15 protein-coding genes and 3 tRNA genes are annotated in these 15176 nt (G+C 41.1%); 15 read left to right on the top strand and 3 right to left on the bottom strand.

The annotated features are described in order from the left end of the window. Positions 1 to 37: 37 nt before the first annotated feature. The 13 genes from LRM41_RS01595 (at position 38) to LRM41_RS01535 (ending at position 10549) form a co-directional block, all read left to right on the top strand. Positions 38 to 901: an alpha/beta fold hydrolase gene (locus tag LRM41_RS01595; RefSeq protein WP_243819181.1), complete on the top strand. Its 864-nt coding sequence runs from the start codon at positions 38 to 40 to the stop codon at positions 899 to 901. Then, complete coding sequence (cyaB, locus tag LRM41_RS01590) at positions 898 to 1473, top strand: class IV adenylate cyclase (protein ID WP_243819180.1); 576 nt, start codon at positions 898 to 900, stop codon at positions 1471 to 1473. The genes LRM41_RS01595 and cyaB overlap by 4 nt, the downstream gene beginning before the upstream one ends. A gap of 15 nt (positions 1474 to 1488) precedes the next feature. Beyond that, entirely contained in the window at positions 1489 to 2088 is a 600-nt protein-coding gene (locus LRM41_RS01585) for a non-canonical purine NTP pyrophosphatase (RefSeq protein ID WP_243819179.1), read from the top strand. Beyond that, positions 2081 to 2575, top strand: a complete 495-nt coding sequence (locus LRM41_RS01580; protein ID WP_243819178.1) for an NUDIX domain-containing protein — start codon at positions 2081 to 2083, stop codon at positions 2573 to 2575. The genes LRM41_RS01585 and LRM41_RS01580 overlap by 8 nt, the downstream gene beginning before the upstream one ends. Positions 2576 to 2602: 27 nt before the next feature. Next, positions 2603 to 3646: a tryptophan--tRNA ligase gene (gene trpS / locus LRM41_RS01575; protein ID WP_243819177.1), complete on the top strand. Its 1044-nt coding sequence runs from the start codon at positions 2603 to 2605 to the stop codon at positions 3644 to 3646. 12 nt (positions 3647 to 3658) lie between these two features. Then, positions 3659 to 4804, top strand: coding sequence for an RluA family pseudouridine synthase (locus tag LRM41_RS01570; RefSeq protein WP_243819176.1), 1146 nt, complete (start codon positions 3659 to 3661; stop codon positions 4802 to 4804). Further along, positions 4805 to 5614 carry an AAA family ATPase gene (locus LRM41_RS01565; protein WP_243819175.1) on the top strand — a complete coding sequence of 270 codons (810 nt, stop codon included), beginning with the start codon at positions 4805 to 4807 and terminating at the stop codon, positions 5612 to 5614. Between the two features lie 10 nt (positions 5615 to 5624). Then, positions 5625 to 6308, top strand: a complete 684-nt coding sequence (locus LRM41_RS01560; RefSeq protein WP_243819174.1) for a tetratricopeptide repeat protein — start codon at positions 5625 to 5627, stop codon at positions 6306 to 6308. Between the two features lie 43 nt (positions 6309 to 6351). Then, positions 6352 to 6428: transfer RNA gene (locus LRM41_RS01555), tRNA-Thr, on the top strand. A 6-nt stretch (positions 6429 to 6434) separates the two neighbouring features. Beyond that, positions 6435 to 6519 (top strand) — tRNA-Tyr (locus tag LRM41_RS01550). Positions 6520 to 6609: 90 nt separating this feature from the next. After that, positions 6610 to 6897, top strand: coding sequence for a hypothetical protein (locus LRM41_RS01545; protein ID WP_243819173.1), 288 nt, complete (start codon positions 6610 to 6612; stop codon positions 6895 to 6897). A 47-nt stretch (positions 6898 to 6944) separates the two neighbouring features. Continuing rightward, a tRNA-Thr gene (locus LRM41_RS01540) sits at positions 6945 to 7020 on the top strand. Between the two features lie 454 nt (positions 7021 to 7474). Further along, positions 7475 to 10549, top strand: a complete 3075-nt coding sequence (locus LRM41_RS01535) for an Alw26I/Eco31I/Esp3I family type II restriction adenine-specific DNA-methyltransferase (protein WP_243819172.1) — start codon at positions 7475 to 7477, stop codon at positions 10547 to 10549. Here LRM41_RS01535 and LRM41_RS01530 read toward each other — a convergent pair. Beyond that, positions 10530 to 11927: an Alw26I/Eco31I/Esp3I family type II restriction endonuclease gene (locus tag LRM41_RS01530; protein WP_243819171.1), complete on the bottom strand. Its 1398-nt coding sequence runs from the start codon at positions 11925 to 11927 to the stop codon at positions 10530 to 10532. The two genes, LRM41_RS01535 and LRM41_RS01530, sit on opposite strands and share 20 nt — an antisense overlap. A gap of 85 nt (positions 11928 to 12012) precedes the next feature. Here LRM41_RS01530 and LRM41_RS04050 point away from each other — a divergent pair, with 85 nt between their 5' ends. Together LRM41_RS04050 and rpmG are read left to right on the top strand one after the other, a co-directional pair. Continuing rightward, positions 12013 to 12360, top strand: a complete 348-nt coding sequence (locus LRM41_RS04050; RefSeq protein WP_353524510.1) for an ADP-ribosylglycohydrolase family protein — start codon at positions 12013 to 12015, stop codon at positions 12358 to 12360. 74 nt (positions 12361 to 12434) lie between these two features. After that, positions 12435 to 12653, top strand: coding sequence for a 50S ribosomal protein L33 (gene rpmG, locus LRM41_RS01525; RefSeq protein ID WP_129632843.1), 219 nt, complete (start codon positions 12435 to 12437; stop codon positions 12651 to 12653). Between the two features lie 66 nt (positions 12654 to 12719). On the opposite strand, the gene LRM41_RS01520 is transcribed toward rpmG, so the two are convergent. Together LRM41_RS01520 and LRM41_RS01515 are read right to left on the bottom strand one after the other, a co-directional pair. Further along, positions 12720 to 13922 (bottom strand): glycoside hydrolase family 57 protein, encoded by a 1203-nt coding sequence (locus LRM41_RS01520; RefSeq protein ID WP_243819170.1) that lies wholly within the window; start codon positions 13920 to 13922, stop codon positions 12720 to 12722. After that, entirely contained in the window at positions 13919 to 15121 is a 1203-nt protein-coding gene (locus LRM41_RS01515; RefSeq protein WP_243819169.1) for a glycosyltransferase family 4 protein, read from the bottom strand. Before LRM41_RS01515 ends, LRM41_RS01520 begins: the two co-directional genes overlap by 4 nt. Positions 15122 to 15176: the final 55 nt, after the last annotated feature.

The raw sequence follows: 15176 nt of genomic DNA, 5'->3' as shown, positions 1-15176 counted from the left end.
ACATGCAGGCGGAGTATTTTCATAGTATACTAAAAATATGTTGGACAAGATTATCCATCGCTGGTTACGGATTCCGTATTCATTGAACGTGCATTATTTTTCTCGTCCGGAAAAACCGAAAGTGACGATTTTACTTATTCATGGACTGGGAACTTCGTGGCGAACATGGACGCCGCTGGAGCCGTATTTACCAAAGGACACGCGAGTTATAGCAATTGACATGCTGGGATTTGGCAATTCGCCCAAGCCTGATTGGAAATCCTACAATGTTCACGACCAAGCCGCAAGTATTGTCGCCACTTTGCGTAGGGAATTCATAAATAACGTCGATATTGTCATCGGTCATTCTATGGGGTCGCTGGCTGCCGTAGAGCTCGCCAAGCAATATCCAAAGTTAAGCAAGTCGCTAATTCTCTGTAGTCCGCCGATATATTATCCGAGGGTTGACGAAAAAAATCATCATCCAGAGAAAATTTTGCGTGCGCTTTATGAGTTTTTCAATAGTCATCCGTGCAGTTCGAAACGCTTTTTGCAATTCGCTGATCGGCACAATATTTGGCCTGACGCGGGATTTAAGGCTGATGAAGTTACCGCCGAATCCTTCTTGACAGCCTTGAACACCGCGATTATCAATCAGACGACAATGAATGACATCACTAAGCTCACTCTTCCGATTGCTATTTTGTCGGGAAAACTTGACCCACTGATCATAGAGAGAAACCTGAAGAAATTAGCAAAAGATCGTAACAATATCACTCATACGTCAATGGCGACTCAGCGGCACGAAATAACCGATAAATATGCGAAGAAGCTGTCGGAAATTATGAAAGATTATTTGGCGGGAGAGTATTCACCAAAAACGAGTCATCCTATAACGAAGTCCAAACGAGGAAGCCTATGATTGAAATCGAATCCAAATTCAAATTAGCGTCTGATATTACTCGCGATAATCTCATCGCTATACTAAAAAGCCAATTCATCGCGCCCATCTCAAGCAAACGCCAAATTGATACAGTATTTTTATTGCCCGAGCAAGTTGACGAACCAATTGTTCCTGGCTCAAAAATTATGCGAGTACGCGATGTTCTTAATCCGGAAACTGGTGAGCTACAGCGGAGCTTGATGACACTGAAAGTTGAGGGGCAGGCAAAGCTAGTGTCTGATGAATATGAATTTGCAGTTGATGACGGAAATGCGGCGCGCCAAATGCTCACAGCGCTGGGCTGGCAAGAAATTGTCACGGTTGATAAAGTCCGCCTTGAGTCAAAAACTGAGAACTATACGATCTGCATTGATGAAGTTGCTAAGCTTGGACTATTTATTGAATTGGAAATCCTGACAGAAGACGATGCGAACGCTGGCGATATCCAACAGCAAATGCATACATTCCTCAAAAACTTAAATATTGACGGTGAATTATGGAAAATTCCGTACGACACAAGCATTAGAAATCTGCAAAATAACGTTAGTTAGCGTATACTTATTAGTATGAAACAAGAAAATAGTCCAATTTATTTTATCACTTCCAACCACAGTAAATTCACCAGTCTTCAAGAACTCCTCCAGCCGCTTGGTGTTGATTTAAGGCAGCTCGATTATGATTTTGATGAGGGGCGCGGACTAGATATTCAAACGATTGCCAAAAGTAAATTATCTCAAGCCAAGAAAGCCTTTCCGAACAAGCGCCTGGTCGTTGATGATCGCGGTTTCTTCATCCCGGCGCTGAAAGGATTTCCGGGGCCGTTTGTTAAATTGCTACTGAATAGCTTTAGCTATCCCGGCATTATCAAGTTAATGAAGGGTGAGACTGATCGTCGAGCTATTTTTTCTTTTGCGGTTGGCTATTTTGACGGCGAAAAAGATCACATTTTCGTAGCCAACGAAGAGGGATTTATCGTTGACGAGCCACGTGGCGATAATCTTCATGGCTGGACGGAATTGTTATATATTTATGGACATCCGAGCTTTCCTGGTCGCAGTTTGGCAGAGCTGAACGACGAAGAATGGCAGGAATATCTGACGATAATTGAGAAAGTTGATGGGCTAGCGATGCTGCGGGATTATTTAAGTGGAGAGAATAATGACTAAAACCGCCATCTGTAAAGACGTCTTCGGCAATCAATACACCGTTCCCGTTGACGAACTAAATATTCGCGTCGGCGTGTATGCAGTTATTATTGAGGATAATAAGATCCTTTTAACTCGGCAATGGGACGGTTATAGCCTAATTGGCGGCGGTGTCGAGAAGGGCGAAACGATCGAGGAATCAATTGTCCGTGAAGTTAAGGAGGAAACTGGACTGACCATAATGCCGGATAAAATCATTCACCAAGCAACTACTTTCTTCAAGCGCAACGCTGAGTCGCAAGCCAATCAGTCAATCCAACTGTACTTTACCCACAGTCAGCCGCACGGGCAAATCAATAACGACAAAATAACCGACAGTGAGAAAACTTATACTAACGGCACGCCAGAATGGGTTGATCTGGATAAGATTGACGATATAAACTTTCGCCACAGCGTGGATCTAAAAACAATTTTACAGGCGTATATTTCGCAATCTCGCATCCGCTAATAGTCGAATAATGTTATAATATATCTAATGAAACCATCAAAACCCGTTATCCTCACTGGCGTTCGCGCTAACAACAACATCCACATAGGTAATTACTTTGGGGCTATTTTGCCGATTATCAACATGGCGAAACGTCGTTCGGACGAATATGATATCAATCTATTCATCCCAGACCTTCACAGTTTTACGACGCCAATTGACCACAGTAAGCTATACGACAGCACCCTGAACAACGCGCGAGTTTACACCGCCGCCGGATTGCCGCTGGACAACCCTTCCGTTCATCTTTACCGCCAAAGCTACGTCCCGGCGCACAGTGAACTGGCGTGGATTCTGGATTGCTTTACTGGATTTGGCGAGATGAGTCGAATGACGCAGTTTAAGGACAAGGGGAGTAAAGGCGATGCCTCCGTTGGACTATTTAACTATCCCGTCCTGATGGCTGCCGACATTCTACTTTACGGCGCGACTTACGTGCCAGTTGGCGACGACCAGACTCAGCATTTGGAGCTCACTCGTGATATTGCCGAGCGAATGAATCGTAAGTTTGGCGATCTATTCATCGTGCCGAAACCCGTAATTCAGCAGCATCAATTCTTCGGAAAAGGCCAAGGATTGAGGATTAAAGATCTCGTGAATCCAGCGAAGAAAATGAGCAAATCTGACGAGAGTGGCAAGGGAGTTATTTTCCTTTCTGACGATCCAAAATCGGCACATAAGAAAATAATGGGCGCAACAACAGATTCAATTGGCAAAGTTCAATACGACAAGGAAAATCAGCCGGGAATTTCTAATTTGCTGGAAATTTTGACTTTGGTTCGACAAGACGCTGGCAGGGAAGTTACTCTGGAGCAGACCGCCAACGAGTACTTTGGGATGGATCGTTATGGCGATTTCAAGCGAATCGTGGCTGACGAAGTTGCGGAATTTTTGGAGAATTTCCAGAATCGGCTTGCGGCGGTTGATGAGCAAGCAATTGAAGAAAAGTTGGCTTCTAGTGAAAAAGACATGAATGTCGTCGCTAATGAAACTTTGTATCGCGTTCAAAAAGCTGTAGGGCTTCGAAAATAGGGAGCAAATCGCGTGAAAATATTACCTCGGACAGTGCTGAAAATAGCTAGATTGTACAAATTAGCGGACGACAATACCCCAGTTAAGGCACTACGTCGATTGGAAATTCAAACGGACAAATCTCATGTTTTTGCGGATTTTATTTTGAACAAGCAGCATTTTGCACTGCTTTACGGTTCGATTGTCGACGAAGAATCTATTGACGAGTTGTGGACGGAAAAGCCAGATAATGCCGAGATTTTGCCAAATCCGCTAGATCCAGAATTTATCGAAACGCCGTTCCAGGGAAAATATGTCATAATGTTCAAAATTTCACCAACTAAGGTGCGCTTGGATATTTATTTATCGACCAAATTCGACACGACAATTTCCCGAAGCCTTTGGCAAAAATACATAAAAGCTGGATACGTTTCGGTCAATAATAAAGTCGCGACAACGCCGAAGTTTGAGGTTGATGAAACTGATGAAATTGCGCTTAATTTGCCAGAAAAAGAGCAGGCGGACGTTGACTTGCCGATTTTATACGAGAATGATGATGTGATTGTCGTCAATAAGCCAAGCGGGCTATTGACGCATGCCAAGGGCGGACTTTCTGATGAGCCGACGGTTGCGGAGATAATTCGCCCCAAAACCTCATTCGCAACGGATACTGATCGTCCAGGAATTGTTCATAGGCTTGATCGCGACACCTCAGGACTACTGATTATCGCCAAAAACCCAGAATCTGCCGCACATCTACAGAGGCAATTTGCCGAGCGAACCACCAAGAAAACCTACATAGCGATAACCGACGGCAAGCCAAAGTTGAATGCCGCAAAAATTGATCTGCCAATTGGGCGTAATCCTTCAGCGCCGAGTACGTTTCGCATAGATCCGAACGGGAAACCAGCTCAGACAACTTACCATGTTTTGGCGGAAAATGATGCTCAGTCGCTTGTGGAATTGAAGCCGACCACTGGTCGAACTCATCAATTGCGCGTCCATCTGGCGCATCTGAACGCTCCGATTCTCGGCGATCGAGTTTATGGAAAATCTTCGGATTGCCGTATGATGTTGCATGCTCAGAAATTAGAAATAACTTTGCCGTCTGGTGAGAGAAAAGTTTTTGAAGCCATAGTTCCTGACGAATTCAAGAGATTCTTCCCAGAGGATTTATAGATGCCTGAAGTGATTATATCCGCTCGAGACGCTCAAAAAATCAGCCAGATTTCATCGCAATTGCCTCACGCGCTTTTGGTAATTGCGGATTACGGGCTTGATGGACTGGGCGTGGCTCAAATATTAGCAAAGAATAACGATACTTTTCACTTGAAACCGCTTCCAGAAAAGCAAACCATATCCGTTGATCAAATCCGTGAGCTCATCTCTAAACTCCGAACTTACGCCATAAATCGTCGAGTTATTATCATTGACGAAGCTGATTCGATGACCGAGCCGTCGCAAAATGCATTCCTGAAAGCACTAGAAGAACCGAATAAAAACACCAATTTTATCCTTGTCGCGAAAAACCCGAAGTTAATGCTTGATACTGTTAGATCTCGTTGTCAGACGTTGACGCTTCATAAAACGACGTCTGCTCAGGATAAAAAATTGCTTGAAAAGTACAATTTAGACCCAGCTTCTAGCCAGCAAATCCTTTTTTTGGCGGCTGGGCGACCATTACTAATTAAAGAATTGGCGGAAAATCCAGAAAAATTCGCCGAATATCGACAATTAGCCACCGACGCAAAGCAAATTTTAGCCACAAATCGAGAATACGACACATTTAAGAATCTCGTCAAATACTTTTCTGACCGCCAAAAAGCGATATTGCTGACGGATATTATAGTAAATATGATTCGTTTTCAATCTTTATCGCGCGGAATAAATCCATCAATTGAACAGCAACTAGAAAAGACTACAGCCGTTGCCAATGCGTTAAAGTCTAATGCGAATATAAAACTGGCGTTAGCGCAACTTGTGATATAATAGTATAGATATGTTTGGATTATTCCTCATTCTAATTTTAATGATTTGGGCGATTTTTTATCATCCGTCAATTAAAGAAACTGGCGATCTGCCAACTAAGATTACTAATAAACTTGATCAATTATGGGAAATTGCCCAAGAATCGATTCGCGAGAATAAGTACCTGCGCGCAGAAAAAGCTCTGCTGACAATCTTACGCGTTGATGAGAAAAATGCCACTGCATATAACCGTTTGGGAATTTTATATGCCAAGCAGCGCGCATATAAAGATGCCATTGAGTGTTTTGAGATTGCCCAGAGTTTGGAACCAAGCGCCTCCAGCCTTCATAACGTCGGCTTAATTTACTACGAAACAGAGAACTATGAAAAGGCGTCACTAGCGTTTGAGCAGGCGTTAGAGATGGAAGATGATTTGGCTGCGCGCTACATTGCCTACGCCAAGGTTCATGAAAAAATAGGGAATACGAAGAAGGTTATTAACGCCCTGGAGAAGGCTGTTGAATTAGAGCCGATTCCGCAGACTCTGAAGATTTTAGCGGAAGCATATGACAATGCTGGACAGACTGATCTGGCTGAAGAACTGCGTAAAAAAGCCACAAAAATGCTAACTCCGACAGCAGCATCAAAGAAAGTCGACGTACCGCGCCCACGCCAGCAGCGCAAAATACATCAACCACGAAAAATAGTTATGTAGGCTCTTGTCACGGAGAGAAAAAATTGATAAAATAAATTCAGTTGCCGCTTTAGCTCAGTTGGCTAGAGCAACGGTTTTGTAAACCGTAGGTCCTCGGTTCGAGCCCGAGAAGCGGCTCCACATCACGCTGGAATCGTGTAGTGGCAATCACAGGAGACTGTAAATCTCCCGCCGTAAGGCTTCGTAGGTTCGAGTCCTACTTCCAGCACCAAGATTGAATTATCGCCTTTACGGGCGATTTTTTTAGATAAGAAAAGAGTATAATATTGACTTTTATAAGCATATGTGCTATTATATAGGTATGTTTGAATTTACAAAATCTATCCTGGCATTATGGAATAGCGAAAAAAACCAACGATTGAAGTTACAATACGCTTATATTATGCTGGCTATAATTGGACTAGCTGTAGCGGGATTATTGACATTATTTAACGCTTCATCAGCACACCTGGCGGCATCAGTGTCAGGAATATTGTTCGTCACGTTCTTGGTCAATAGCATAGCGTGGGGAATAATAGAGGCATTTGTCACGCCAAAACTGCCAAAAGAAGCCGGCACGCCAGCCAAAAAATCTACTCGTAAAAAATAACCAGGTTGATTAAACATGGCTTAATATGCTAAAATTAAGCCTGTTACGCCGCGATAGCTCAGTTGGTAGAGCGCATCCATGGTAAGGATGAGGCCTCGGGTTCAAGCCCCGATCGTGGCTCCATAAATACGTAGATTCGTAGAAATGCGAGTCTTTTTTAATTAAGACCAGTATTTCATTGGTCTTTTATTTTGTCGAATGAGGCTATCTATCCTACAGATAACTTCATAGACAGAATAATCGAAAATAGAGCATTGTAGCTTAACAATTTAGAGAAAAGAGAGGTTAAATAATGGATAGCATCAACCATTTTAGCTACTCGATGGCGAAGAATATTTACTCGAAAAACTACCAAAAACTCTGACCTATAAGATTCTCGAGATTCAGCGCTGTCCAAAATGTAAAAAGGAGTTCACAGAATATCCAGCCCTCTCGCGTGAGGATAATGAAACGGAAATTTGTCCGGAGTGCGGAATTAAGGAAGCGATAGAAGAATACTACGCCGCTAAACATATGGTGAAATAATTTGTCTCAAAAATCTTGTCTCGTTTTAATATTTATGCTAAAATATAAGCATATGCAAAATGGAGTGCAAAAATCATTATTCGACCTCGATTCAACAGACGTTTCTTCTGAGGTTTGGAATGAGCTATCTAATTCTAGCTTAAAATACGAGCAATCGATAGACCCATTATTACGCAAGCGCACTGGAAGCTATTATACTTCAATGAGTCTTACGAGTATCATGATGTCCGATCTTCTCAACTCTATGGGCGACGATTATAAACGTAGTATATACAAGAAACGCTTTCTAGAGCCCTGTGTCGGTACGGGTAATTTTGTTTTTGCCTACCTAAAACATTGCGCAACCCTGGGCTTAAGTAGGAATGAGTCAATTGAGCTGATCAATAATATTTACGCATGCGATATTAATGACGAAGCTATTTCTTTGTATAAGAAGAATCTAAAAAGATACGTTAAACATCTTTTTAATATAAATTTAAATGATTCATATTTTTCTACACACGTCGGTGGCGGATTACTATTCGACGTTGACTCCGAGAATATAGACTATATATCAATTGATAGTATTTTTCCTGAAGAAGTCATACAGGATGGCTTCGATATTATTGTCACGAATCCACCATACAAAAATCTAAAAGCAGAACGATCACAGTATCTATCTGATATGGATTATGATGTGGATCGTGAAAAGTATTTCAAAATTGGAAGCATAGCAAAACAACGCTTCCTATTATCGACGACTGGGACGCTTAATCTATATAGGCTGTTTGTCGAAGAGATTTTGATGAAATACTCGTCAAACGATTGTTTCTGTTCGCTTTTAATACCGTCTTCTATTCTATCAGATAAGAGTTGCTCGGATTTAAGAACTTATATGATTAATGAAACGTCATTGAGGAATATAAGATTATATCCCGAAACTAGTGCGTATATAGACGCTTCTCAGTCTGTCTGTTCCATTCTTCTAAGAAAGGGTCAGCCGACAAAAGAGCTACTCGTTTTTGGATCCAATAGTGACTATTCTCGTCCAGGAGCTAAAGTTAGTATATTCGATATAGCCGATAAAGATACCGGTAATGCAATTCTGATTTTGAATGATCGTGAATATAGTATAAGAAACCAGATGTCTAAGCATCCAAAAATTAGAGATTTACCATATATCCATAATCTTCGAGGCGAATTAGATATTTCTTTAAATAAAAATTCTATCGTAGGAGAAGAAACGGATTTTGTTCTTTTACGTGGTAGGAATATTGCTTATTATGAGCTCACAAATATGGAATCACTAGAGCATGCTTCGCCAGTTTTTTATGAGCAAACCGCAAAAAGAACTTTTATTGAAAAGCCCCGACTCGTATGCCAACAGATAGTTAATATGGCAAAGGCAAGACGAGTTGCTTTCGCCTCTGTTCCAGAAAACGTTGTTCTCGCAAATAGCTGCAATTTTATTTCATTAGATGAAAATGACGACGACGTTGATCTATTCTTTCTTCTTGGCGTTCTTAATTCATCTGTAATTGATTGGTATTTTAAGTTAACTAGTAGTAATAATCATATAAATAATTACGAAATTGATAATTTTCCGATTCCTGTTCATTCGAACAATAAGCAAGAGATTTCGGAATGTGTTAAGAAATACCTAGATACGAAAGATGCCGAACTTCTTAACGCTATAAATTCATTAGTAAATGAAGCTTTCGGTATCGTTGATTATGATAATGAAACTAGACATAAAGGAGGAAAAATGAAGAAAGAGAAAACATTGGAAGAACCATTACCTTTAGCTAAGAAGGACTTACTTGTTGAGCGTTTTAGAAAAGACCTTTCTCACATTATAGATAATATTACTGCGGATGAATGCCGAGATATTTTATTTGGTAATACTTCTATAAAAGAAATTATCCTAGTAAAAAAACCAGATATAGACCGATTTCTGAGTAATGTTGCCTCCAGTATGGAAACAAAATATAGAGGAATCTTTGAGAGCATTGTCTTAAATCATACTACTTTCAAATTAAGTGATCTTGATCTCGAGATGATTAAGCCTATCCCTCAAGGAGGAAATTGGACGAACATTCCAGAAGAAACAGTCAAAAAATCAAAACGACTTATGCGCATATCGGAAACTGGAGGTCGCACTACATTATACGGTAGATTGGCTTATAATAAGCCAAGCTACACCATTACAACCTATTTCAATAGGCCAGGCAATGGCACGTATGTACACCCAACCCATGAACGCGTCTTGAGCGTACGCGAAGCAGCTAGACTTCAATGTTTTCCGGATAGCTATTACTTTTATGGCAACAAAAAGGATACCTTGGAGCAAATCGGAAATGCTGTTCCTACATTGCTTGCCTATGATATTGGCAAGTCAATCAAAGAAAAAATTGGTTGCTCTACATCGGTCGACTTATTTTCGGGTGCAGGAGGACTAACGTATGGTTTTAAATTGGCTGGCATAAGAGCACTTATCTCGAATGACTTTTTTGAGGCATCATGTGTTACTCTAAAAACCAACTGTCCAGAAATTGATGTCACTTGTGGTGATATTACAGACGATAATGTTAAAAAGCGCGTAATTGAAGCCGGTATTAAGGGTAAGGCTGATATTATTTGTGGTGGGCCGCCATGCCAGGGTTTCTCATTAGCTGGATATCGGAATGCTGACGATCCTAGAAACCAAATGTTTAGGCATTTTGTTGAAATAGTTTCAAAAGTTAATCCAAAGGTTGTCGTCTTCGAGAATGTTGAAGGACTTATGAGTTTCCAGGGTGGCGAAACATACCGAAATATAATTTCGCTCTTTTCCGAATTGGGTTATGAAGCAGAGGGTCGTTTACTCCACGCCGTCCAATACGGAGTACCCCAAAAGCGAAAAAGGGTAATTATTCTATGTATAAGGAAGGATCTTAAAATATCGCCATCCGACGTCTATCCTAAGCCAATTACTCCAGAAGAAGAAAATCAAATTACCGTTAAGGATACAATTTTCGATCTTGAAAATGTTGAATGTTCAGAATCGGCAAGATATGCAAGTGATTATTCTTCGCCAATAATTAAGTTCTTTAAAGGTGAGCTCGATGCTGAGAAATATTGCAAAACGATTACGCACATCTCTCAATAATGGCATTTTCCTCAGCTGTAACTAACGATTCAATTTTTGATTTGACAGAAGCATATGGATCGCCGTTGTTGATCATTTCACAAATCTCAGCTAATCTTCTAAAGTCATCTTGGTCTAACGAGCTAGTTAAATTACGGTTTTCCTTAGCATTATAGTCGTCAACGGAGTTAATTGCGATCCGAAAATACCTCTGCATTTCATCACTGTTTCTGCCTGTAAAATGCCTTGGTGATTGTTCAATAATGTTTCCTTTTTCATCAAATTCATATGCATAATCAAAATACTTGGCATTCTGTTCGAGAAAGCAATTGATTAAATAATCTTTTCCATTCTGTGTCCTATGAATAATTTGACCCAATATAAACATAAAGTTAAACATGCTTTGTTTTAACATATCACGATAAATCGTGGCCACTTTTTCTGGATGAAGTTTATAATTCTTTTTTATGTATTCCCACACAATCTTTGAATACCAAGACATTGGGTATATACCGGTCCTAGACTCGACTTCGAGGATTTTCTCCAAGTCTCCAATAGTGAGTCGATCTCGTTTCGTAGAGTTGTCGCCTTTATCCATAGGCTGTAAATATCTCGGATCATGGACGAATCCTAATGAGATTGGCCCAATATGATCTGCCGAAGTACCCTTGAAGAATGAAGAGCCCATAAACATATTTGCCGCATGAATATTGCCATCACTCCAATATTCATATGCTCTTCTGTCTTTCGTATAGCTTTTCATATTATCGGCGTGCCTGCCTGTATCCTGTGTCGATCTACAACATAAGTTATAGGTATGAAAACCATCAAAACGGTCAGGAAAATTAGACATTGCTCCTGGACTTAGGATCTTCTTATTTGAATTTCTGCTAGCATCTTCCAAGAAGTCAATTATACTCTGTTTGTCTATCTTGCCATTGTATGACTTGTCGGCGCCTACACATCCAAGGAAAAAAGAAACGAGCTCCGATTCGGTATTGCCAGACTCGATTAGATTATCCCATATTTCACTTATGTGGGTCGTATTGTAAAATCTTTTTCCAAATTTTTTCTCAATCTTATCAATGAGATGAGCGGTTGGGTAATGATAAAATATGGATATTTTTCGACCGCAAACTTGACAAACTTTTTCTCCAGTCGGGTGAATTTTGCGCATAACTTTTGCATACACCCCAGGTTTAATTTCGAAGCCAAATTCTTTTGCTTTCTCTTCGCACCATTTCATGCGGCCCTGCCTAATTGCCGAATTCTTGTTTGCGACGACCCAATTCAACGAACCATCTTGCCCTCTTTCGATAGGTAAGTTTTTGTAGTTGGGGTGGCTAGCAATAAACTCGGTGTATTTTATAAATTCTGGATGCCAATTTTTCGATGCCATAATTTTTTCCTTTTTTCTATTATAACATAAGACCATTAAAAATTGAAATAATCAAACAAATGTGTTATAATAATAGAGATGGGCGATACCTCTGCGGTATTGGGATAGCATACGGAAAGCGGAGGCGATCATTGCGGCGGCAAATCACGACGGGGATTCAGATTCAACAGCGGCAATAACTGGAAATATTGTTGGAGCGAGGGTTGGCTATAAAAACATACCGGATTATTATAAGGATAATATTGAGCTCAAGGACGTAATATTGGAGCTTGCGGATGATATGGCAAAAATATGCCGCTCAAAAAGATTGACGACAGACACCTTGAACCGACAGACGAATGGTTGGATAAATATTTATACTTGGAAAAGAAAGATTAGAGTCCGACGCGCCTTATTGATTGATGAAGTAAGCACAAAAATTAGTAAAATCTGATATGGTACTAGCATTTTCACTTCACCCATGCTATAATTAGTCAAGACGTTTTATAAAATCTAACGAGTAAAGAGATGGCAAAGAAGAATACGAAACGAAAGCTGATTGGTTTGGTGAGTAACTTGAGCAACCACCGAACTTACTATACTACTGTTAACACCCAAAACCGCACCACAAAAGGTCAGGGTAAATTGACACTACGTAAGTACGACCCAATTGCAAAGCAACACGCTACTTACACTGAGACTAAGAAAAACCTTGGTCGTAACGAAGTTAAAGCTCGTAAAAGCTAATTTAACAGGATTATGCAGAAACTCCCTCGCATTCAGAGGGAGTTTTTATTTAAGAAAGGCGTTTGACTATTTCCTCAATCGAGATTTCATATCACGAATGGTATTCATGTAGTAAAGAAAGGCGTCGTATGGCGAATCATACGGGCTAAAATAAGCGTGGACATCACCGTCGGTAAAATTCTTCGTTCCCATGTAATAGACGTGGTCTGAAGTTTGCAATTTTCGCCAATCGCTAATTAAACCTTCGTCCTTACTATTCAAGACCTCATCTTCAAGCTCATAAACATATCGCAAAGCTTCTTTCTGCAAACTATTTCCATTCCAAGCCGTCAAATCTCGCTCGGCGTCCGCCCACGTTACAGGCGACGGCATACTTATTTCACCAGCAGGCGCATTCGCGTCCAGCGCTTCGCTAACGGTATAGAAAGTATTGCCATCAGCGCTCAGCCATTTATCAACAAAGCTCTCAAAGAAGCCGAAAATCCCAGATTTCGCCCATTGATGTTCGCCGAAAGTTTCATAGTCCATAAACAAGTTAAGCAGTGGCGCGTAACGGACAGAATCTTCCACCCACGTATTAAACTTGTCCGCAGTCAACGGCCATTCATTCCATTTTCGATCACTGAACCTAAACGCCAAATCGTCGCTCAATCGATAATTCTTAAGCAGTAATCCAATTTTCTTCGTGCCTCTCGGGCGATATACATAATTCGGACTGCGCCAATTCAGAATCGGATCCCAGCCCTCAGCCAACACGCCCTTAAAGCCATCCTGCTCAGCCCATTTTGCCAAGTCATCACTATATGCCAACTCTGTATTTGCCAAAACTCGCGTTTCCGCACCAAAAATCTCGCGAATTTTCCAGCGATGAAGCTCAACTTGACGCTCGAACTCCTTGCACGAATAGAAAAACGCCAGACTGTGATGATACGGACTTGATAAGATTTCTACTTGACCAGTCTTTACCAAGCGCTTAAAGCTCTCCAAAACTTCAGGATTAAACCTTTCAGCTTGCTCTAAAAATGTTCCGCTAAAACTCAGTGAGATCTTAAAATCAGGATATTTTTTCAATAATTTTTCAAGCAAAGCATTCATCGGCAAATACGACTTTTCTGCAACTTTTTGGAATATTTTTTGATTGTCCTGGTCTGGATTTTGACCGCCAGAAAAATAATTATGCTTCCAAGCCACATCAAATATACTATACTCGCGTATTCGCCATGGTTGGTGTACGTGTAGATATAAAACTATTCCTTTATTTTTATTCATACCAGCGCTCCTTTGTATAGTTTCAGGCATTTTCTAGCGGCGTCTTGCCAGGAAATTCTCGCGTATTCATTCTTAACGTTTTTCTTCAAAGATTTCTGTAGGGCAGGCGACTCGGCGATATTAACAATTTCATCCGCCAATTTATTCACATCCCAATAGTCAAACCGCATAATATTATTCAGAACCTCACCAACGCCAGATTGACGACTAATAAGTAACGCCGTGTCATGATGCGCCGCCTCCAAGGCAGTCAATCCAAATGGCTCAGAAACCGAACTCATCACAAAAACATCAATCAAACAGTAAATATCTCGCCACTGTTTTCCGCGCACAAATCCCGTAAAAATCATCTTATCGCTAATCCCTAAATCTGCCGCTAGTTCAATCAGCTCATCTCTTTGCTCGCCATTTCCGGATAAAACAAAAACAATTTTCTCATATTTATCAAGCGCCTTCGCTGCAGCTCGCACAAAATACGTCAAACCCTTCTGAACCGTGAGTCGCGTCAACGCGCCAACAACCGTATAGCCATCCTTTTTCAACTCCTCCAAATACCTGTAGGTGCTAGCGTCATACTCATGCGGCGGCAAATCAGCCAAATCAATCGCGTTATAAACCACCTCAATTTTCTCTGGCGGAATATGATAATTCTTAACAATTATTTCTTTCGTGATCTCGCTAACGGCGATTATCCGATCAGCCATCAACAAACCTTGTTGTTCAATTTCGTGAACCAGAGGATTTCCTGACTGCTCGCCAGAACGGTCAAATTCCGTCGCGTGAACATGCACAATTAGCGGCGCGCCAGTCATTTCCTTAGCAATTATTCCAGCTTCCATCGTCAACCAATCATGCGCGTGAATTGCATCGGGCTGATGATTTTTCACAAACTTCCGAACGTATTTACCGTAACGCCTTTGTACAGCGCGCATCGGCGAAAGACCATACTCGTCCTTAGTGTTTTCACGATCTTCCTCTGAACCGTTATTATACGCACCCAAATCGTGATAATTCGGCGGCAAAGGAGTAGCTGAATAGATATTCATGTAGTCAATTCCGGGATGCTTGGCGGTGTAGGGGATAATAAAGTCAATGTCAACGCCCTCCGAAGCAAGCGCCTTCGACATCTGATAGCAAGCAACGCCAAGTCCGCCACTATTGTGCGGAGGAAGTTCCCACCCAAGCATTAAAATTTTCATCTCTGAGTTAATTGTAGAACTACGCTTATGTTTTTTCAAGGGATTTTGAGATCTT

It is taken from the genome of Candidatus Nanosynbacter sp. TM7-087 (genome assembly GCF_022828365.1).
Lineage (GTDB): Bacteria > Patescibacteriota > Saccharimonadia > Saccharimonadales > Saccharimonadaceae > Nanosynbacter.
The sequence above is the reverse complement of the archived record's forward strand: the minus strand, read 5'-3'. Positions and strand labels throughout refer to the sequence as shown.